The 18,976-nt window shown below is 54.0% G+C and carries 18 protein-coding genes; 15 read left to right on the forward strand and 3 right to left on the reverse strand.

Annotated elements, in window-relative coordinates; genetic code table 11:
• The first annotated feature begins 132 nt into the window (after positions 1-132).
• The gene (locus KNP75_RS04835; RefSeq protein WP_215189962.1) at positions 133-702 is read left to right on the forward strand and encodes a helix-hairpin-helix domain-containing protein; all 570 of its coding nucleotides are present in this window, start codon (positions 133-135) and stop codon (positions 700-702) included.
• Position 703: 1 nt separating this feature from the next.
• Entirely contained in the window at positions 704-2,845 is a 2,142-nt protein-coding gene (locus tag KNP75_RS04840) for a ComEC/Rec2 family competence protein (protein WP_215189963.1), read from the forward strand.
• Between the two features lie 49 nt (positions 2,846-2,894).
• Here KNP75_RS04840 and KNP75_RS04845 read toward each other — a convergent pair whose 3' ends face one another.
• On the reverse strand, positions 2,895-3,059 hold the full coding sequence (locus KNP75_RS04845) for a YqzM family protein (protein ID WP_016508105.1): 165 nt from the start codon (positions 3,057-3,059) through the stop codon (positions 2,895-2,897).
• A 90-nt stretch (positions 3,060-3,149) separates the two neighbouring features.
• Here KNP75_RS04845 and holA point away from each other — a divergent pair, with 90 nt between their 5' ends.
• Both holA and KNP75_RS04855 read left to right on the forward strand, forming a co-directional pair.
• Entirely contained in the window at positions 3,150-4,160 is a 1,011-nt protein-coding gene (gene holA / locus KNP75_RS04850) for a DNA polymerase III subunit delta (protein WP_353049031.1), read from the forward strand.
• Positions 4,161-4,169: 9 nt separating this feature from the next.
• The gene (locus KNP75_RS04855) at positions 4,170-4,604 is read left to right on the forward strand and encodes a GNAT family N-acetyltransferase (RefSeq protein WP_215189964.1); all 435 of its coding nucleotides are present in this window, start codon (positions 4,170-4,172) and stop codon (positions 4,602-4,604) included.
• 30 nt (positions 4,605-4,634) lie between these two features.
• Here KNP75_RS04855 and rpsT read toward each other — a convergent pair whose 3' ends face one another.
• Positions 4,635-4,895 carry a 30S ribosomal protein S20 gene (gene rpsT, locus KNP75_RS04860; RefSeq protein WP_034778152.1) on the reverse strand — a complete coding sequence of 87 codons (261 nt, stop codon included), beginning with the start codon at positions 4,893-4,895 and terminating at the stop codon, positions 4,635-4,637.
• A gap of 219 nt (positions 4,896-5,114) precedes the next feature.
• Here rpsT and lepA point away from each other — a divergent pair, with 219 nt between their 5' ends.
• The 5 genes from lepA to hemW all read left to right on the forward strand — a co-directional run bounded on the left by lepA (position 5,115) and on the right by hemW (position 11,693).
• Positions 5,115-6,938 carry a translation elongation factor 4 gene (lepA, locus tag KNP75_RS04865; RefSeq protein WP_034778150.1) on the forward strand — a complete coding sequence of 608 codons (1,824 nt, stop codon included), beginning with the start codon at positions 5,115-5,117 and terminating at the stop codon, positions 6,936-6,938.
• A 108-nt stretch (positions 6,939-7,046) separates the two neighbouring features.
• Positions 7,047-8,120, forward strand: a complete 1,074-nt coding sequence (gene serC / locus KNP75_RS04870) for a 3-phosphoserine/phosphohydroxythreonine transaminase (RefSeq protein ID WP_215189965.1) — start codon at positions 7,047-7,049, stop codon at positions 8,118-8,120.
• Positions 8,098-9,261 (forward strand): phosphoglycerate dehydrogenase, encoded by a 1,164-nt coding sequence (locus KNP75_RS04875; RefSeq protein ID WP_215189966.1) that lies wholly within the window; start codon positions 8,098-8,100, stop codon positions 9,259-9,261. The genes serC and KNP75_RS04875 overlap by 23 nt, the downstream gene beginning before the upstream one ends.
• 12 nt (positions 9,262-9,273) lie before the next feature.
• Positions 9,274-10,458, forward strand: coding sequence for a DUF1015 domain-containing protein (locus KNP75_RS04880; protein WP_215189967.1), 1,185 nt, complete (start codon positions 9,274-9,276; stop codon positions 10,456-10,458).
• A gap of 65 nt (positions 10,459-10,523) precedes the next feature.
• Positions 10,524-11,693: a radical SAM family heme chaperone HemW gene (hemW, locus tag KNP75_RS04885; protein WP_214823137.1), complete on the forward strand. Its 1,170-nt coding sequence runs from the start codon at positions 10,524-10,526 to the stop codon at positions 11,691-11,693.
• A gap of 41 nt (positions 11,694-11,734) precedes the next feature.
• On the opposite strand, the gene KNP75_RS04890 is transcribed toward hemW, so the two are convergent.
• The gene (locus KNP75_RS04890; RefSeq protein ID WP_214797268.1) at positions 11,735-12,340 is read right to left on the reverse strand and encodes a DUF1054 domain-containing protein; all 606 of its coding nucleotides are present in this window, start codon (positions 12,338-12,340) and stop codon (positions 11,735-11,737) included.
• Between the two features lie 191 nt (positions 12,341-12,531).
• On the opposite strand from KNP75_RS04890, the gene hrcA reads away from it, so the two are divergent.
• The 6 genes from hrcA to KNP75_RS04920 all read left to right on the forward strand — a co-directional run bounded on the left by hrcA (position 12,532) and on the right by KNP75_RS04920 (position 18,919).
• Positions 12,532-13,554 carry a heat-inducible transcriptional repressor HrcA gene (gene hrcA, locus KNP75_RS04895; protein ID WP_214823136.1) on the forward strand — a complete coding sequence of 341 codons (1,023 nt, stop codon included), beginning with the start codon at positions 12,532-12,534 and terminating at the stop codon, positions 13,552-13,554.
• Between the two features lie 17 nt (positions 13,555-13,571).
• The gene (gene grpE, locus KNP75_RS04900) at positions 13,572-14,144 is read left to right on the forward strand and encodes a nucleotide exchange factor GrpE (protein ID WP_034778140.1); all 573 of its coding nucleotides are present in this window, start codon (positions 13,572-13,574) and stop codon (positions 14,142-14,144) included.
• A gap of 29 nt (positions 14,145-14,173) precedes the next feature.
• Positions 14,174-15,997: a molecular chaperone DnaK gene (dnaK, locus tag KNP75_RS04905; RefSeq protein ID WP_215189968.1), complete on the forward strand. Its 1,824-nt coding sequence runs from the start codon at positions 14,174-14,176 to the stop codon at positions 15,995-15,997.
• 109 nt (positions 15,998-16,106) lie between these two features.
• Positions 16,107-17,213 carry a molecular chaperone DnaJ gene (gene dnaJ / locus KNP75_RS04910; protein ID WP_034778138.1) on the forward strand — a complete coding sequence of 369 codons (1,107 nt, stop codon included), beginning with the start codon at positions 16,107-16,109 and terminating at the stop codon, positions 17,211-17,213.
• Between the two features lie 17 nt (positions 17,214-17,230).
• Positions 17,231-18,169 carry a 50S ribosomal protein L11 methyltransferase gene (prmA, locus tag KNP75_RS04915; protein ID WP_215189969.1) on the forward strand — a complete coding sequence of 313 codons (939 nt, stop codon included), beginning with the start codon at positions 17,231-17,233 and terminating at the stop codon, positions 18,167-18,169.
• Positions 18,170-18,172: 3 nt separating this feature from the next.
• Positions 18,173-18,919: a 16S rRNA (uracil(1498)-N(3))-methyltransferase gene (locus KNP75_RS04920; protein ID WP_214823133.1), complete on the forward strand. Its 747-nt coding sequence runs from the start codon at positions 18,173-18,175 to the stop codon at positions 18,917-18,919.
• Positions 18,920-18,976: the final 57 nt, after the last annotated feature.

Genomic DNA, 18,976 nt, shown 5'->3' on the forward strand with positions numbered 1-18,976 from the left:
TTTGTCGTCTCGCTATGTACAGGAAGCGGATGCCTTCGTCCGATAGGCGCGTGGAAAACGACGAGTTCGGCCTCGGCACAGATGACAACGTTTCTTCATACTATAGAAAAGACTCGCTCGAGGAGGGGACGTATGGAGAAGTGGAAACGATATGTCGTCGTGCTGCTGATCGGACTGTTTATCGGGGTGGGCTATATGTTTTATTCGAAAGAACCGGAGACGCCGATGGTCGAACAGTTCGTCGCGACACCCGAACCGGAAGTCGAGCCGAGCGTCCCGACCGAAATCGTCGTCTATGTGACCGGGGCGGTCGAGACACCGGACATGTATACGATGCCACAAGGTGCGCGTGTTGGTGACGTGTTGTCACTCGCTGTCTTGACGGATGAGGCCGACCCCGAACAATTGAACTTGGCCCAATTGCTCGTCGATGGGACGAAAGTGAGCGTCCCGAAAAAAGGAGAGACGGTCGTTGTGCCGGCCGCTGAAGAAGCGAGCGGGGGGACGAACGGGGTCCATGTCAACAGTGCGACGAAGGACGAACTGATGACCGTACCGGGCATCGGCCCGGCCAAAGCCGAGGCGATTCTCAATCATTTGAAACAACATGGGCCGTTCAAGTCATACGAAGAGATTGGCAACGTCAAAGGATTCGGGGAGAAGACGTTAGAAAGCATGGAAGGTTATTTATTGGTCCCGTGACATGCCGCTGTATCCACTATTGCCGATCAGCCTATTCATTGCCGGGATGTACGGGTCGGTCGCCCTCTGCCTCCTGTTGTCTGTCGCCATCGCGTTCACCTGTCGCGGTCAATCCGTCTATGCACATATCGGCGCCGTCCTGCTCGTCCTGTTCGTGTTCGTACGTCCTGACGCCGAACCGTTGCCGGAGGACGGGCCCTATCTGTTCGCCATCGAGAGCCGGCGGGACAACGGACTATCAGCGCGGCTGTATGGACAAATCGACGGCACGGAAGGTGTGTTGACCGGTCGTGACCTCGCACTCGGTCGTCCCGGAGAGACGTGCCTCGTCACGTTCACGCACATCCCGTTCGCACCGCTGCGTAATACGGGCGGATTCAATGAGTCGGCGTGGGCGCTCGGAGCCGGTCTGACGTTCAAAGGGAGTGACGTCGCCATTGAGGCGTGTCGTCCGAGTGACGGGATAGCTGGGCGGATGCTCCGCTGGAAAGAACGACAGCTCGCGAGAATCGAGGCAACGTATCGACCAGATGTGGCGCTATATATGGAGGCGTTATTGTTTGGGGAGAGCCGATTGCTCGATGAGGACACTTCGTTCTCTTACCGGGTCACGGGTCTGCTTCATCTGCTCGTCATCTCCGGGTCACATATCGCGCTCCTCGTTTTGGCGTTCCGTTGGCTGATGCGCGGTTTGCCGTTTCGTCAGGAGACGAAGACGCAACTCATCATCGCCGCGGTCACGCTGTTCGGCTGGCTGACCGGGTTTTCGCCACCGGTCGCACGGGCCGTTCTCGTCGCCGATCTGTTGCTCGGGTTGTCGCTGTTCGGCTACCGTGTCCGTGACCCGATTCGTTTACTGAGTTGGTGTGCCGCGATGCTACTCGCCGTGCAACCTTATCTGTTCTGGAATCTAGGGTTTCAATTGACGGTCGCGATGACGCTATTTTTGCTCGTGACCCGGTCGATGTGGAAGGGGCCGTTCGGATTGGCCATCTATGCGCAATGGTTCGGTCTCATCTTCCTATGGCCCGTGCAACCAATTCTATCGATGTTGGCACCGGTATATAACGTGCTCGTCGGGCTGTTGATCTCTTGGTTCATCATCCCGATCACACTGCTCTCGTACCTCGTACCGACGGCCGAACCACTCCTCTATCCGGTCCTCGACGGGTTGAACGGGACGTTCCAACTGCACCATGACTGGCAGCCGTGGCTCCCGTTGCACGAGTTCACGTTTTGGCACGCTGTAACGCTCGCTGCCGTGCTGTGGGGTGGGTTGATCTTACTCGAATGGAAGCGCTGGACGGGCTGGGCGCTGGCCGTCAGTTCCCTTTTCTTCCTTCACGTCTCGTTGGAATGGACCGAACAGCCACGCGTCACGTTTCTAGATGTCGGGCAGGGCGATGCCATCGTCGTCGAGTATGGCGATGTGACCGGGGTCATCGATGTCGGCGGAGTGTTTCAAGACCCGAAGGAATCGAAACGGTCCACGTATGATCCGGGAGCGGATGTCGTCGCCCCGTACATATGGAAGCGAGGGGAGACGCGTCTCGATTTCTTGCTGCTTACCCATGCCGATCATGATCATGTCGGCGGACTGTCCGGTTTGCTCTCGTCCATCGAAGTCGATGAGGTGTGGCTCTCGGCGGAAGTAGCGGATCAAGGCAAACGAGACGAGTTACTGGCCGAGCTGGCGGCTTATCAAGTCCCGATCCGGCTCCTGTCGAGCGGGGACAGGCCGTACCCGTGGATGTGGGTCGTCGCCCCGGACGAGTCAGGAGAGGATGAGAATGCGAACTCGGTGTCACTGTTCATGAAAGTTGGGGACCTCACTTATTTATTGACCGGAGACTTACCGGACACACGGGAAGGGATGATCCCGACCGTCGACGTCGATGTATTCAAGCTCGGACATCACGGGGCGGACTCATCCTCGAGTCGTGAGTTGATTGAGCGGGTCGATCCGGAATGGATTGTCGTCAGCGTCGGGGCGAACAATCGCTACGGTCACCCCCACCCCGACACGTTAGAGCGAATCGAAGGAAGACGGTTATTGCGGACGGACGAGGACGGGATGGTCGTCTGTGAACGAAATCGCTGTCGCGGGATCGTAACGAGGGGGGTCACTCCAAGAAATCTATGATAAACTAAAAAAGCGATTGCTCCCCCGGGGCAATCGCTTTCTGACTGACTTATAAGCTCAAGAACTTGATGAGGACACCGATCGCGAAGATGGTGAAGAAAAAGCCGAACGGGACGATGAAGCCGATTGCTGAATCGATGGCATCGTTACGTTTGCACTGCACGTCGTTCTCGAACGGGTTTTCGCTTTGTGGGCGAACAGAGTTAATATGCATAGTGAGTCCCTCCTTGAAATGGTTCCGTCCTAAGTATAGCGAATCAGTGAAGGATAATCTATGTTTAGATAAGAATAAATTGTGAAAGTGGTGTGTGTTTTGAATGAACCGTGGCTGCATAACGGAAAGTTGTCGAACGTATATGTCCTATTTGGGACAGAGAAATATTTACTAGAGACGTGGGAACGGGCGATCATCAAAGCCGCCAACCCGTCTGGTGATCAATTTGATGTCATGCAGCTCGACTTGCACGAGACGTCACTCGATACGGCGCTTGATGAAGCGGAGACGGTACCTTTTTTCAGTGAGTATCGGACCGTCATCGTCAAACATGCCCAGTTTTTGACGGGGGCGAAAGAAAAGCAGAAACAAAACGTCGAGCGCTTGACGGAATACGTCTTACAACCGGCGCCTTACTCTGTGCTCGTCTTTGTCATTGAAGCGGAAAAACTCGATGAACGAAAAAAAGTTGTCAAACGCCTGAAAGAACGGGCCATCGTCCTCGAAGCGAAAAAACCGAGCCAATCCGAATTAATGCGTTACGTCGGCGACGAATTGAATCGTCGTGGTCAAAAGATGGAGCGGGCGACCGTCGAGCGTCTGTTGTTCCTCTGTCAGGACGATTGGGGAAAACTCGTGCGCGAGCTTGAGAAATTACAACTTTATGCGAGTGAAGGCGCCGACATCCCGATGGAGATCGTCAACGACTTGGTCCCGCGGACGCTCGAGGATAACGTATTCCAGCTATCCGAGTTTTTAGTGGCCCGACGTGCGGATGCTGCGCTTCGGCTTGTACGGGACTTGGAGAAACAGGGGCAGGAATTGATCGGTCTGTTGTCGCTCCTCGCCCGGCAGTACCGGAATATGTATCTGGCCAAACAGTTGACCGAGAAAGGTTATGGCGAGAAGCAGATCGCCTCGAAAATCGGGGCGCATCCATATACGGTAAAACTCGCCTCACAAGCGAGCCGGAATTTCTCAGAGGCCCAGCTCGCCCGGGCGCTGACGATGATTGCCGATGCGGACGAGGCGATGAAGACGGGACGGGGCGACAAGCAAATCGTCTTTGACACACTCGTCTGCCAATTAACGTTACTGTGAGGTGAAGACATGGGATTACAGGAAGTGAGACTCGTGGACGTGATTCCGCTTCGGCATGAAGTGTTACGGCCGGGACAGGCAGTCGAGACATGTTATTTTGAAGGGGATGACGCCGAGACGACACGCCACTATGCTTGGGTCGAAGACGGTCGTGTCGTGTCGATTGCGACCGTGATGGAAGTGGGGCGTGACTTCGACGGTCAGACGGTGCCGTATCAGCTTAGAGGGATGGCAACGGACCCGGCATTTGCTGGCCGAGGAATTGGCTCGTCCTTTTTACAGGCGTTGCATGAAGCGGTCAGTGATTCGTGGTGGTGCAACGCTCGAGCGATCGCCGTCCGGTTCTATGAACGGAACGGATTGGTGACGGTTGGTGACGCGTTTGACATTCCAGGGATTGGACCCCATTACGTGATGAAATACGAAAAAACAGCCGGCTCCTAATGGAGGCGGCTGTTTCGTTTTAGTCTCTAATTAGAGAGCTGCGATGCGAGCTGCGAGACGTGATTTGTCACGACCTGCTTTGTTTTGGTGGATTAGACCTTTTGCTGCAGCCTTGTCGATTTTCTTCGTAGCGAGGACGAAAGCTTCTTGAGCTGCTTCTTTGTTACCTTCTACAACGAGAGTATCAACACGTTTTACTGCTGTACGCATTGCTGCTTTCTCTTGCGAGTTCGCTACGCGACGCTTTTCAGAAGTTTTTGCACGTTTGATTGCTGATTTGATATTTGCCATGTTATTTCACCTCCTGAAACAAGAAAGTGTATGTTCTCATTACTTCAAGTAATCATTCAACAGAACAAGCACAATTGTAGCAAACGGTTATTCGAAAAGCAACCACTTGATGATTATTCTGAAAACTATATGTGGTATTGTTGTAGTAGGTCGTACACATTAACTTAGGATTTTGATATAATGACACGGTATGCATGAGAAGGATAGGTGAACCCATATATGAACAAACAAGAATTAGAGAATCGTCAGAAGAGAATACGGAACTTTTCCATCATCGCCCACATCGACCATGGGAAGTCGACACTCGCTGACCGGATTCTCGAGAGAACTGGTGCGCTCACAGCGCGTGAAATGAAAGAACAGACGCTTGATGCGATGGATCTCGAACGGGAACGTGGGATCACAATCAAATTGAACGCCGTTAAATTGAACTATACCGCAAAAGATGGCGAAGAGTACATCCTTCATTTGATCGATACACCGGGACACGTCGACTTCACATATGAAGTGTCGCGTTCGCTCGCAGCCTGTGAAGGGGCGGTCCTTGTCGTCGATGCGGCTCAAGGGATTGAAGCTCAGACACTCGCGAACGTTTATCTCGCGCTTGATAACGACCTTGAAATCATCCCGGTCATCAACAAGATCGACTTGCCATCGGCTGACGTCGAACGCGTCCGTCAAGAAATTGAGGATGTGATCGGACTTGACGCTAGTGACGCTGTGCCGGCTTCTGCCAAGGCGGGAATCGGGATTGAAGAGATTCTCGAGCAAGTCGTCGAACTCGTTCCGCCACCGACCGGTGACCCGTCGGCACCGCTCCAAGCACTTATCTTCGACTCGTATTATGACGCCTATCGTGGCGTCGTCGCCTCGATCCGAATCGTCAACGGTTCGGTCAAAGTCGGGGACAAAGTCCAAATGATGTCGACCGGTAAATCGTTCGACGTGACGGATCTCGGCGTCTCGACACCGAAACCGGTCTCGGTGAAGGAACTGAACGTCGGTGATGTCGGTACGTTATCGGCGTCAATCAAGACGGTCGGCGACGTCCGCGTCGGTGATACGATCACGCTCGCTAAAAATCCATCGACGGAACAGCTCCCGGGCTACCGGAAAATGAACCCGATGGTGTACTGTGGTCTGTATCCGATCGATGCTGCCAAATATAACGATTTACGTGAAGCGCTCGAACGGCTTCAGTTATCGGATGCGGCGCTCGAATTCGAGCCGGAGACGTCGCAAGCACTTGGTTTCGGATTCCGCAGCGGATTCCTCGGCATGCTTCACATGGAAATCATTCAAGAGCGAATCGAGCGTGAGTTCGGGATCGACTTGATCACGACGGCTCCATCGGTTATCTATCACGTCACAACGACGGCCGGCGACGTCATCCATGTCGATAACCCGTCGAAAATGCCGGAACAACAAAAAGTCGAGTCGATTGAAGAGCCTTACGTCAAAGCGGCCATCATGACACCGAACGACTATGTCGGCGCCATCATGGAACTTTGTCAGAAGAAGCGCGGCAGTTTCATCGACATGCAATATATCGATACGACGCGTGTCAAAATCACGTATGACATCCCGCTCAGTGAAATCGTCTATGACTTCTTCGACCAGTTGAAGTCGAGCACGAAAGGATATGCGTCACTTGATTACGACTTGATTGGTTATCGCCCGTCACGCCTCGTCAAGATGGATATCCTCCTCAACAACGAACTTGTCGATGCGCTCAGCTTCATCGTGCACCGCGATTTCGCCTACGAACGTGGGAAGGTCATCGTTGAGAAATTGAAGGCGCTCATTCCGCGTATGCAGTTCGAAGTGCCGATTCAGGCAGCGGTCGGAACGAAGATCGTGGCCCGTTCGACAATCAAGGCGCTCCGTAAAAACGTCCTCGCCAAATGTTACGGCGGCGATATCTCACGGAAACGTAAATTGCTCGAGAAACAAAAAGAAGGTAAAAAGCGCATGAAGATGGTTGGTTCTGTCGAAGTGCCGCAAGAAGCGTTCATGTCCGTCTTGTCGATGGACGAAGAATAATCGTTCGCCCTTATCTACGGATGAGGGCGTTTTTTTCGCATTTGGCAGGATTCGGTGGGCCAGGTACGGAATAGTACCCACTTACAGATAAATAGAGGAGGAGTGGCGGTGCCGATATATAATTTTTCAGCAGGGCCGGGCGTATTGCCAGAACCTGTCTTACGAGAAGTGCAAGCCGAGTTTCTTTCCTATAAACATGGGGTGTCCATCGTCGAGATGAGTCACCGCTCCGACACGTTCGCGACGATCGTCGAGCAGCTCGAGACGAGACTGCGGCGATTGATGCAGATTCCAGACGATTACGCCGTCCTGTTCCTTCAAGGTGGGGCGACGCTTCAATTTTCAATGGTGCCGATGAACCTGCGGGAATCGGGTCGCTTCGCCTATCTCGACAGTGGGACATGGTCGAAGAAAGCGATCAATGACGCAAAACACTTCGGTGACGTCATCGTCGCCGGTAGTTCAGCGTCATCCAACTACGACGCAATCCCGGAGTGGCCGGAACATATTCAGGATGTGGATTATCTTCACGTGACGTTGAACAATACGATCGAAGGGACGCGCTACACGACGTTGCCGGATACGAACGTCCCGCTCGTCGCCGACATCTCGTCGAACATTTTAGCGGAAGCGATCGATGTACAGCGCTATGGTCTCTTGTACGCCGGTGCCCAAAAAAATATCGGTCCGGCCGGATTGACGATTGTCATCATCCGTCGTGACTTGGTCACTGAGCGCGATTTGCCGTCGTATCTGGCTTACAGCAAGCATGTCGACACGCTACTCAACACCCCGTCGACGTTCAGTTTATATGTCGCTGAGCGGGTTCTCGCTTGGGTCGAGACCGAAGGGGGCGTCGACGAGATGGAACGCCGTAACGAAAAGAAGAGCAAGCTGTTATATGACGCCTTGGATACGTCACCGGTATTTCACGCGCTCGTCTCCGGCAAGGATCGGTCGCTGACGAATATCCCGTTCACGAGCGGAAATGACGCGACGGATGAAGCGTTCCGGCAGTTTGCGGAGATGCGCGGGTTGATCGAGCTCGGGGGTCATCGGTCGGTCGGGGGTCTTCGAGCGAGCCTTTATAATGCGATGCCACTTGAAGGTGTGACGCGTCTCATTGACGTGATGCACGAGTTTGAACAGGAGGGACAAGATGTTTCATATAAAAACGTATAACCAAATCGCCAAAGACGGGCTAAGACGCTTCGAACCGAGCGAGTACGCCGTCAATGATGCGGAGCAAGCCGACGCCTGGGTCATTCGGAGTCATGACGTCCATCAGGCGGACATCCCGCCCTATTTGCTGGCCATCGCCCGGGCCGGTGCCGGTGTGAACAACATTCCGCTCGAACGGTTAGCTCGTCAAGGCGTCGTCGTCTTCCATACACCGGGTGCGAATGCGAACGCCGTCAAGGAACTCGTGCTCGCCAGCATGCTGTTGTCGGTTCGACCGATTTTAGAAGGGACGAACTGGGTCAACGGTCATACGTTTTCCGATCAGGCGTCGCTCGAGCAGGCGATGGAAGACGAGAAACGGCGCTTTGTCGGGTCTGAGCTAAGAGGCAAGCGAGTCGGGATCATCGGTCTCGGTGCGATCGGCGCGTCGCTCGCCAACGACCTGCTCCACCTTGGCATCGACGTCGTCGGCTACGACCCGCATTTATCGGTCGACGCGGCGTGGAACATCTCGCAACAAGTGAAGCGGGCGAAGCAGTTGAGCGAATTGCTCGCCGATGTCGATATCCTGTCGATTCATATGCCGCTCACCGATGACACGCGTCACATGATCGACGCGACGTGGTTCAAACAGATGAAACCGGGCGCCACCGTGTTGAATTTTGCCCGCGGTGAGCTCGTGAACGATTCCGATTTGCTCGAGGCGCTCGATGAGAACGTCGCGACGTACATCACCGACTTCCCGAAACAGGCGCTGCTCGGTCATCCGCAAGTCGTCGCCTTCCCGCATCTCGGGGCGTCGACGCACGAGTCTGAGGTGAACTGTGCGATTCAAGCCGTCGATACGCTCAAACTGTACTTAGAGACCGGTAACATCCGTAACTCGGCCAACTTCCCGAACGCGGAGCTCCCGTATGTCGGCAAGCGGCGTTTGGCCGTGCTCCATTTGAACGTCCCGAACATGGTCGGTCAAATCGCGAGCCGGCTCGCCGAAAACGGCATCAATATCGATAATATGGTCAACCGGAGCCGCAACGATGTGGCCTATACGTTGATCGACATCGACAACCATAAACATGAGACGTTATCCGTGCATGCCCTATATGACATCGAGGGTGTCATGCGCGTCCGCGAATTTTAAGGAGGAATGACCATGGTCGTATTTAAACCGTTTGCCCCGTATATGCCGAAACACCCTGAGGCGGTCGCTGCCGCCCCGTACGATATCGTCACTGTCGAACAGGCGCGTGAAGACGTCGATCAGCGTCCCCATTCTTTTCTTTCGGTCGATAAACCAGAACTGTTCACGGCGGACATGCCACTCGACGCCTGGGGACGCAGAGCCCGTCATGAGCTCGAACGGCTCTATGAATCAGAATTGACCGAGCGGACACATGGGTTTTATGTCTACCGGCTCACCGACCACGGACATGTGCAGACCGGACTCGTCGCCACGTTCTCGGTGACCGATTATGAGGCAGGAAGAATCAAAATCCACGAGCACACACGTGAGGTGAAAGAACGTGAACGGATCGAACACGTATCGGCGACGAAAGCGCACACCGGCCCGATTTTGATGAGTCACGTCCCGGACGAGGGGTTGCGTCGCATCTTGGACGACGCGACGACAGGAGAGGCGTTGTTTGCCTTCACGGACAGTGAAGGTGTCATCCATGAAGGCTATGCCGTGCCATCCAAGCATCAAGCACGCGTCATCATGCTCGGGGCCAGCATTCCGGCCATCTATATCGCCGATGGGCATCACCGGGCCAAAGCCGCAGCTGTCGTCGCCCGGAGCCCGATCCATGAAGGGGAATCGAAACAAGAGCGGGACCACTTCCTCGGCGTCTTGTTCCCGAGCGATGAGCTGACGATTTTGCCGTATCATCGCATTTTGAACGATGTGGCGCCAGAAGAAGTCAGAGCGTTGCTTGACGGTTTAGCTTTCTCGTATGAGATTGAATCGGTGCCTGCCTTACACGTCCCGAACGAACGGGGCACGTTCGGTTTGTCTTACCGGGGCGAGCATTTTATGCTCAAAAAACGGCAGACGACGACGGCACTCGACGTCGCGACGTTGCAACGGGATGTGCTCGAGCCGTATTTCCATGTCAAAGACGTACGGACGGACAAACGAATCGATTTCATCGGCGGCAAAGATGCCCCGACGCGCCTCGCCGACTTGGCTGAACGTGATGACGTCGTCGTGTTGACGTGTCACGCCACGGCGATGGAAGAGCTGATGCGCGTCGCCGACGAGAGCGGTCAAATGCCGCCAAAATCGACGTGGTTCGAACCGAAATTAAAGAGTGGTCTGTTCATTCATCGGTTCGATTGAACGTGCAGAGTGGCGTCACGGCGTGAAAAGCGTTATAAATGGAAGAGAAGAAAGGGGTGGCCGCCATGGCTAAAGCCGTATATCTTCACATTCCATTTTGTGAACATATTTGTTATTACTGCGATTTCAACAAGGTGTTCTTGAAGAACCAACCGGTTGATGACTATTTAGATGCATTAGAACGAGAAATCAAACTCTCGCTCGAACAATACCCGACCGATACGATTGAGACGATCTTTATCGGCGGCGGGACACCGACCGCCCTCAATGAGGCGCAGATGAAACGTCTCATGGACATGGTCGCGCGTCACTTGCTCCCGCTCGCGTCGCCAGACCTCGAATACTCGGTCGAGGCGAATCCGAACTTCGTGAGCGCCGAGAAGCTCGATACGATGAAACATGGAGGGGTCAACCGCGTCAGTTTCGGCGTCCAGACGTTCGATGACGGTGGACTCGAACGAATCGGACGGACACACCGGGCCGATGACGTGTTCGCGACCGTGACGGAAGCGGCGAAGCGATTCGATAACATCTCGATCGACTTGATGTTCGGCTTGCCGGAACAGACGCTCGAACAGATTGAGCGCGACCTCGACTTGGCGTTCCAGCTCCCAATCCAACACGTTTCTTCCTATTCGTTGATTCTCGAGCCGCACACCGTGTTCGCGATTCAAGAGCGGAAAGGGAAGTTGCGCCTCCCGGGCGAGGATATCGAAGTCGAGATGTACTTGAAAGTGATGGAGACGCTCGAACGTCGAGGCTTGAAACAGTATGAGATCTCGAACTATAGCCTCGAAGGACGCGAAAGCCGTCACAACCAAGTGTACTGGCGCAACGAAGAGTATTATGGTTTCGGGGCTGGGGCGCACAGTTATTTGAACGGGGAGCGTCGGGCGAACATCGCGCCGATTCCGCACTATATCAAGGCGGAAGGGCTACCGGTTCGCAATACGACGACGCTCGAGACGGTCGAGAAGATGGAAGAGGAACTGTTCCTTGGACTCCGGATGCGTCAAGGCGTGTCGTTTGCGACGTTCGAGTCGAAGTATGGTGTGTCGATGCGTTCGGTATTCGGGCATGTCTTGTCGGAACTCGAGGCAAAACGGTTGATCGAGACGACGGACACACACGTCCGCTTGACCGAATCTGGGCTCCCGCTCGCCAACGAGGCGTTCGCTGCCTTCATCGGCGAGGCACGGATGAGCGACTCACCGGAACAGACATCGATGTCATAACAAACAAGGGCGAACCCGGATTGGGTTCGCCCTTGTTTTGCTTATAAGACAAGATCGCGGTAAATCGGCATGAGCCGGCTGAACGTATCCTCGACGAGCGCCAGGAAGGCGGCTTCGTTTTGCAGAATCGACGCATCGGCCGGAAGTTGACGACCGATCAAGAAGTCCGCTTTCTTCACCGTCGCGAACCGTTCTGTGATCGCTTCGATCGATTCAGCTGACGAATCCTCGATTAAGAACGCGTCTTTTTTCATATGGTCCCCGGCGATATGGAAGTCGGGGAACTCTGATTTGAAGTCGATCGTCATGAGTCGACGGCCGATCGCTTCTTTGTTCGGCATCTCATAGATGAACGCGAGCCAGACGAAGACCCGGTCGTCGAATAACCCGACTTGGAAATGGGGATGTTTCTTATAGCCGCGTTTGTCATGGCCGATCGCCATCCACGTGTCTTTCGGTGGATTGACCGTCCGACGGGCATGTTTGGCGACATGCAAGTAAAGCGGGACACCGACATCGGCCTCGAGTTGGGGACCGACCTCCTCATAGATTCGGTGGAACAGCGGTTGAATCTCAGAGCGGATGCCTGCCATGCGGGCATCGAGTCCGTCTTGCGTGAATACGTTAAATTGTTGTGTTGTAAACATCTAATCACCTCAATTCGTATCATACCGAAACTTGAAGAAACATGCATACCGGAAGGCTCTATGGGGCTGGAAAAAATGATGCGAATGAATTGACAAATATGGAGAACATGATAATATTTGAAGTGTGATTAGCACTCAGTAAATATGAGTGCTAATAAAGCGAGGCCAATCCTTCAGAGAGGAGTGACGTTGTGCTGACAGAGAGACAATTGCTCATTTTACGAGCCATCATTGATGATTATATTCAAACGGCCCAACCAGTCGGTTCGCGGACGTTATCGAAGCGGGATGACTTGTCATTCAGTTCGGCGACGATTCGGAACGACATGGCTGATTTAGAAGATATGGGTCTGATTGAAAAGCCGCATACGTCGGCCGGACGCATCCCGTCCGAAGTCGGCTATCGGTATTATGTCGACCATCTCGTCGAGACGAAAATCATCGACGAGCGGGAGACGTATCGCCTTGGCGAGCGGCTACGTGCCTCGGCCCAAGAGTCGGAAGTGCTCATCCGTCAAGCCGCCGACCTACTCTCTGACCTGACCAATTATACGACGGTGGCGCTCGGTCCGAACAGCCAGATGAATCGGCTGGCCCGGATTGATTTGATGCCGCTCGACGAAAGGCGTGGCGTCGTCTTGATCGTGACTGATCAAGGCCACGTCGAACATCGGACGGTCGTATTCGAATCTCCGATGGCGCCGGACCTGGTCGAACAGACGATCCGCTTCTTGAACGATCGTCTGAAAGGAACTCCACTCGGTCAGCTGAAGTTCCGGATCGGAGAAGAAGTGTCCAAGCTTCGACTCGCGCATCAGGAACAATTCGAGTTCATGATGCAACTCATTCAATCGACCGTCGGCGTCCAACATCCTGCTTCGCTCTACCTAGGCGGGAAGAAGAACATCTTCAACCAACCTGAGTTCCAGACGCTTGATACGTTGCGTCCGTTCCTTGAATGGATCGACGAGCAGGAGCGGTTGACCGACTGGCTCGAATCGTTGCCAAACCGCGAGATTTATGTGAGCATTGGAAGCGAGAATGGCATCGTCGCGCTTCAAAATTGTAGCGTCATCACGTCCGACTATACGCTCGACGGTCAGACGTTCGGGACGATCGCGATGATCGGACCGACCCGGATGGATTATCGACACGGGGTTCAGATGATGGGACAAATCATTGAGGCGCTCAGGCGAACGAAATTAGAAGAGTGATGGAAAGGAGCCTCATTATGACAACTGACAAACAGAATGGGCCAGAGCCAGAAGAAGTGCTCGAAGAAAAAGATTTTGATCCGAAACAGACAGAGACGGTAGAAGCTGAAGAGGTTTCAAATGTTGAGTTTGTGGAAGAAACTTCTGAGGGGACGGATTTACAAAAAGAAATCGATGCGCTCAAGGCGAGCGAGCTCCGTATTCGCGCGGATTTTGACAACTTCCGACGCCGGACGAACGAAGAGAACGCAAAACGCGTGAAATTCGCGTCGCAGACGGTCGTCGAGAAATTGATCCCGCTCATCGACAACTTTGAGCGTGCGCTCCAAGTCGAAGCGAATTCGGACGACGCTAAGCAGATTCAAGCCGGTGTCGACATGATTCACCGCCAGTTGCTCGACGTCTTGAACGGTGAGAACGTCGAAGCGATCGAAGCGGTCGGACAGCCGTTTGACCCGAACTATCATCAAGCGGTCATGCAAGAGCCGAGCGATGAGTTCGAATCAGGGATCGTGACGATGGAGCTTCAAAAAGGATACACGATGCACGGGCGCGTCATTCGTCCGAGCATGGTAAAAGTCTCAGAATAACATTACTTAATTAGATGGAGGAATAGACAATGGGTAAAATTATCGGAATTGACTTAGGGACAACGAACTCATGTGTGGCAGTGATGGAAGGTGGCGAAGCGGTCGTCATCTCGAACGCGGAAGGGAACCGTACGACACCATCTGTCGTCGCCTTCAAAGGGGAAGAACGTCAAGTCGGAGAAGTCGCGAAACGTCAAGCGATCACAAACCCGAACACGATCCAGTCGATCAAACGTCACATGGGTACGGCTCATACAGTAGAAGTCGATGGCAAGAAGTTCACGCCGCAAGAAATTTCGGCGATCATCTTACAGAAATTGAAAAAAGATGCAGAAGACTACCTCGGTGAGTCAGTAACGGAAGCGGTCATCACTGTTCCTGCTTACTTCAACGACGCCGAGCGTCAAGCGACGAAAGATGCAGGGAAAATCGCTGGACTTGATGTCAAACGGATCATCAACGAGCCGACGGCAGCAGCACTCGCTTACGGACTCGATAAAGGTGAAGACCACACAATCTTGATCTATGACCTCGGTGGCGGTACGTTCGACGTGTCGATTCTCGAACTTGGCGATGGTGTCTTCGAAGTTGTCGCTACTGCAGGGGACAACCGTCTCGGCGGTGACGACTTTGACCAAAAAGTCATCGACTACCTCGTAGCTGAATTCAAAAAAGAGAACGGCATCGACCTCGCACAAGACAAGATGGCGCTCCAACGTCTAAAAGATGCAGCTGAAAAAGCGAAGAAAGACCTTTCAGGCGTGACAAGCGCACACATCAGCCTTCCGTTCATCACGGCCGGAGCTGCTGGTCCGCTTCACCTTGAAACGACGCTCACGCGTGCGAAATTTGATGAGTTGACAGCCGAACTCGTCGAGCGCACGATGGAACCGACACGCCGTGCCTTGAAAGACTCTGGGCTCACACCATCTGACCTCGACAAGATCATCCTCGTCGGTGGTTCGACACGTATCCCAGCGGTCCAAAAAGCAATTCACGACTTCACGAAAAAAGAGCCGTTCAAAGGTGTCAACCCGGATGAAGTTGTTGCTCTCGGTGCAGCCATCCAAGGTGGTGTCCTCGCTGGTGACGTCAAAGACGTCGTCCTTCTCGACGTGACTCCGCTCTCGCTCGGTATCGAGACGATGGGTGGCGTGATGACGAAGTTGATTGACCGTAACACGACGATCCCGACTTCGAAATCACAAGTCTTCTCGACGGCAGCTGACAACCAGCCGGCCGTAGACATCCACGTCCTCCAAGGGGAACGTCCGATGGCGCCGGATAACAAGACGCTCGGCCGCTTCCAATTGACGGACATCCCGCCGGCACCACGCGGTGTGCCGCAAATCGAAGTCAAATTCGACATCGATGCGAACGGAATCGTTCACGTATCGGCGAAAGACCTCGGTACGAACAAAGAGCAGTCAATCACGATCCAATCGTCTTCAGGTATCGATGAGGCTGAAATCGAGCGCATGGTAAAAGAAGCGGAAGCGAACGCAGAAGCGGACAAACAGCGTAAAGAAGAAGCCGAACTCCGCAACGAAACGGACCAACTCGTCTTCGCGACAGACAAAGCGATCAAAGACCTTGGCGACAAAGTCGATGCGGCTGACAAAGAACGTGCTGAAGCGGCGAAAGAAAAAGCCAAGTCAGCACTCGAAGGCACAGACCTCGAAGCAATCCGTACGGCGAAAGACGAATTGTCAAACGTCGTTCAAGAATTGACGCAAAAAGTATATGCGAACATGGCTGAAGAGCAAGGTGCTGAAGGTGCCGAGACACAGACGGAAGCGAAAGACGACAACGTCGTCGACGCGGAGTTTGAAGACCTCGACGATCGTAAATAAGGCAACCGATAGATAGGAGAGCGCCAAAGCAGGTTTCTGCTTTGGCTCTTTCCATGTTAAGGTAGATTCGGTAGAATCTTAGTTTAGACAGTGTAGAGGAGAGAGTAACGTGGCGAAACGAGATTATTATGAAGTGCTTGGCCTGGATAAATCGGCCTCGGCACAAGACATCAAGCGGGCATATCGTAAGCTCGCACGACAATATCATCCAGACATTAACCAAGAGCCGGATGCGGCCGATAAATTTAAAGAGCTCGGAGAAGCATATGAAGTGCTGTCAGACGAGCAGAAACGGGCCCAGTATGACCGCTTCGGTTTTGAAGGGGCCAGCCAGTTCGGTGGCGGTGGCGACTTCCAAGGTGGCTTCGGTGACATCTTTGACATGTTCTTCGGTGGCGGCGGACGTCGTCAAGACCCGAACGCTCCACGTCGCGGCGAAGATTATCAATACGTCGTCGATCTCGATTTCATGGAGAGCGTGACCGGCAAGACGGAAACAATCGACCTCGAGATCGAAGTGGAATGTGACACGTGCATGGGCAGCGGTGCCAAACCAGGAACGAAACCAGAGACGTGTGGCCGTTGTGGCGGTAGCGGCGTCGAGACGGTTGAACAGAACACGATTCTCGGGCGGATGGTCAACCAGCGGACGTGTAGCCAATGTCACGGCAGCGGGAAGACGATTAAAGAAAAATGTGAAACGTGCCATGGTTCTGGCCACGTCAAGAAACAGAAGCAAGTCGAAGTCAAGATTCCAGCCGGGATTGACAACGGCCAACAAATCCGTCTCTCCGGTAAAGGCGGCCCAGGTTATAACGGCGGACCAGCTGGAGACCTATATATCGTCGTCCGCGTCCGGGCCCACGAGATCTTTGAACGGGTCGACCAACACATCACGATGGAGATGCCGGTCACATACGCACAAGCAGCACTCGGTGCCGAGCTAGAAGTGCCAACCGTCCACGGCAAGGTGAGCCTAAAAGTACCAGCCGGCACGCAGACCGGGTCGAAATTCCGCTTGCGCGGCAAAGGGATGCCGAGCGTCCGCGGCGGCGGCAACGGCGACCAGTACGTCAATATCGTCGTCATGACACCGACGAACATGACCGACCGTCAAAAAGAACTGCTTCGTGAGTTCGAAGAGATTAGCGGGGAAGCAGGCGTCGAAGAACAGCACGGCCTGTTCCAAAAAATGAAGAAGTTTTTTAGCCAGTAAAAGGAGCGTGTGAAACGATGAAATGGTCTGAAATTTGTGTCCACACGACACAGCAGGCAGTCGAAGCCGTATCGAACTTATTACATGAAGTGGGGGCACAAGGGGTCGTCATCGAGGACGTCGAGGACTACGACCAGATGATGGCCGAAGACCATTTCGGAGAGATTTGGGACGTTTCCGGACGCGAATCGTATCCGACGTCCGGCGTCTACGTGAAAGCGTACGTCCCGGCGTCGGGTGATTTCCAAGACACCCTCGAAGCGTTCAAAAAAGAAGTGGACGGGTTGCGTCATATGCTCGACATCGGCACCGGCGAAGTGACGGTCGTCGAGATGGACGAAGAGGACTGGGCCCATTCGTGGAAGCAATACTATAAACCCGTCAAAATCTCGCAACATCTCACGATTGTCCCGCTCTGGGAAGATTATGAGCCGCAACCTGAAGAGAACGTCATCTTGCTTGACCCGGGCATGGCGTTTGGCACCGGGACACATCCGACGACGATGCTGTGTATCCAAGCAATCGAGAATTATATCGAGCCGGGTGACCGCTTGATCGATGTCGGTACCGGATCCGGTGTACTCGCCATCGCCGCGGCGAAGCTTGGCGCCGAACGTGTCGAGGCGCTTGATTTGGATGCGGTCGCCGTCGAATCGGCGCGTCAAAACGTCGAGACGAACGATGCCCAAGACGTCGTCGACGTGAAGACGGGAGATCTGCTGAAAGGGATGACGGGCGAGTACGACCTCGTCGTCGCCAACATTTTGGCCGACGTCATCATGCTCTTCATCGATGATGCTTATGCGCGCGTCAAATCAGGCGGTTACTTCATCACGTCTGGAATCATCGGTCAGAAGCGGGCCGAAGTGACAGCTGCGCTCGAAGCGGCCGGATTCACGATTGAAGAGACGCGTGTCATGGAAGATTGGGTCGCCATCATCGCGAAGAAAGGGTAAGCCATGCAACGATATTTTTTACAACGTGAAGCGTTTGGAAGCGATCTCGTCGAATTGCCGGCCGACGTCGTGCATCACATCGGCACAGTGCTTCGGGGAGGTCCTGGGTATCAACTCGTGCTCTTGGACGGAACCGGATTTGAATACGTGGCCGAAGTGGTGACGCTCGATAAGAAGTCCGGTACGGCACGCGTCGTCGAGAAGCGGGAAGCGACGACCGAACTGCCGGTTGACGTGACGCTCGCCTACGCGATCCCGAAAGGGGATAAAGTCGAACTCGTTGCCCAAAAAGGGACCGAGCTCGGTATGCATCATCTGTTGGTGTTCGAGTCGAAGCGCTCGGTCGCCAAATGGGACGCCAAGAAGGTGCCGAAAAAGCTGGAACGGCTCCAAAAAATCATGCAGGAGGCGGCCGAACAGTCGTACCGCGCCGTCGTCCCGACATGTGCTTATCTCACCCCAAAAGAGCTAACGGCTCGTTTCAATGCATATGATGCGGTCGTTCTCGCGTACGAAGAGGTGGCCAAACACGGAGAAGGTTCCGCGTTTGCGACGGTATTGACAGCCGCTCGACCGGGCTCGAAGCTCCTGCTTCTCGTTGGTCCAGAAGGCGGCTTCGATGAAGCGGAAGTGGCCGGTTGGATCGAGGCGGGTGCCGTACCTTGTGCCTTCGGTCCGCGTATCTTGCGTTCGGAAACGGCTCCGCTCTATGCGCTCTCAGCTATTTCCTACGCCCTTGAATTGAATTGATACACCACACAAATGGCTCTCGCACATGCGAGAGCCATTTTTTGTGGAAAGATAAAG

Origin of the sequence: Exiguobacterium sp. s6 (assembly GCF_018618155.1) — a bacterium.
Classification (GTDB): domain Bacteria; phylum Bacillota; class Bacilli; order Exiguobacteriales; family Exiguobacteriaceae; genus Exiguobacterium; species Exiguobacterium mexicanum_A.

Bases quoted from the DNA above. Each gene is read 5' to 3' on its own strand.
- KNP75_RS04855 (WP_215189964.1), top strand. From the start codon at position 4,170: ATGGGATTACAGGAAGTGAGACTCGTGGACGTGATTCCGCTTCGGCAT.
- hemW (WP_214823137.1), top strand. From the start codon at position 10,524: ATGGCTAAAGCCGTATATCTTCACATTCCATTTTGTGAACATATTTGT.
- KNP75_RS04845 (WP_016508105.1), bottom strand. From the start codon at position 3,059: ATGCATATTAACTCTGTTCGCCCACAAAGCGAAAACCCGTTCGAGAAC.
- KNP75_RS04875 (WP_215189966.1), top strand. From the start codon at position 8,098: ATGTTTCATATAAAAACGTATAACCAAATCGCCAAAGACGGGCTAAGA.
- prmA (WP_215189969.1), top strand. From the start codon at position 17,231: ATGAAATGGTCTGAAATTTGTGTCCACACGACACAGCAGGCAGTCGAA.
- lepA (WP_034778150.1), top strand. From the start codon at position 5,115: ATGAACAAACAAGAATTAGAGAATCGTCAGAAGAGAATACGGAACTTT.
- KNP75_RS04835 (WP_215189962.1), top strand. From the start codon at position 133: ATGGAGAAGTGGAAACGATATGTCGTCGTGCTGCTGATCGGACTGTTT.
- rpsT (WP_034778152.1), bottom strand. From the start codon at position 4,895: ATGGCAAATATCAAATCAGCAATCAAACGTGCAAAAACTTCTGAAAAG.
- grpE (WP_034778140.1), top strand. From the start codon at position 13,572: ATGACAACTGACAAACAGAATGGGCCAGAGCCAGAAGAAGTGCTCGAA.
- KNP75_RS04890 (WP_214797268.1), bottom strand. From the start codon at position 12,340: ATGTTTACAACACAACAATTTAACGTATTCACGCAAGACGGACTCGAT.
- KNP75_RS04880 (WP_215189967.1), top strand. From the start codon at position 9,274: ATGGTCGTATTTAAACCGTTTGCCCCGTATATGCCGAAACACCCTGAG.
- KNP75_RS04920 (WP_214823133.1), top strand. From the start codon at position 18,173: ATGCAACGATATTTTTTACAACGTGAAGCGTTTGGAAGCGATCTCGTC.
- dnaK (WP_215189968.1), top strand. From the start codon at position 14,174: ATGGGTAAAATTATCGGAATTGACTTAGGGACAACGAACTCATGTGTG.
- KNP75_RS04840 (WP_215189963.1), top strand. From the start codon at position 704: ATGCCGCTGTATCCACTATTGCCGATCAGCCTATTCATTGCCGGGATG.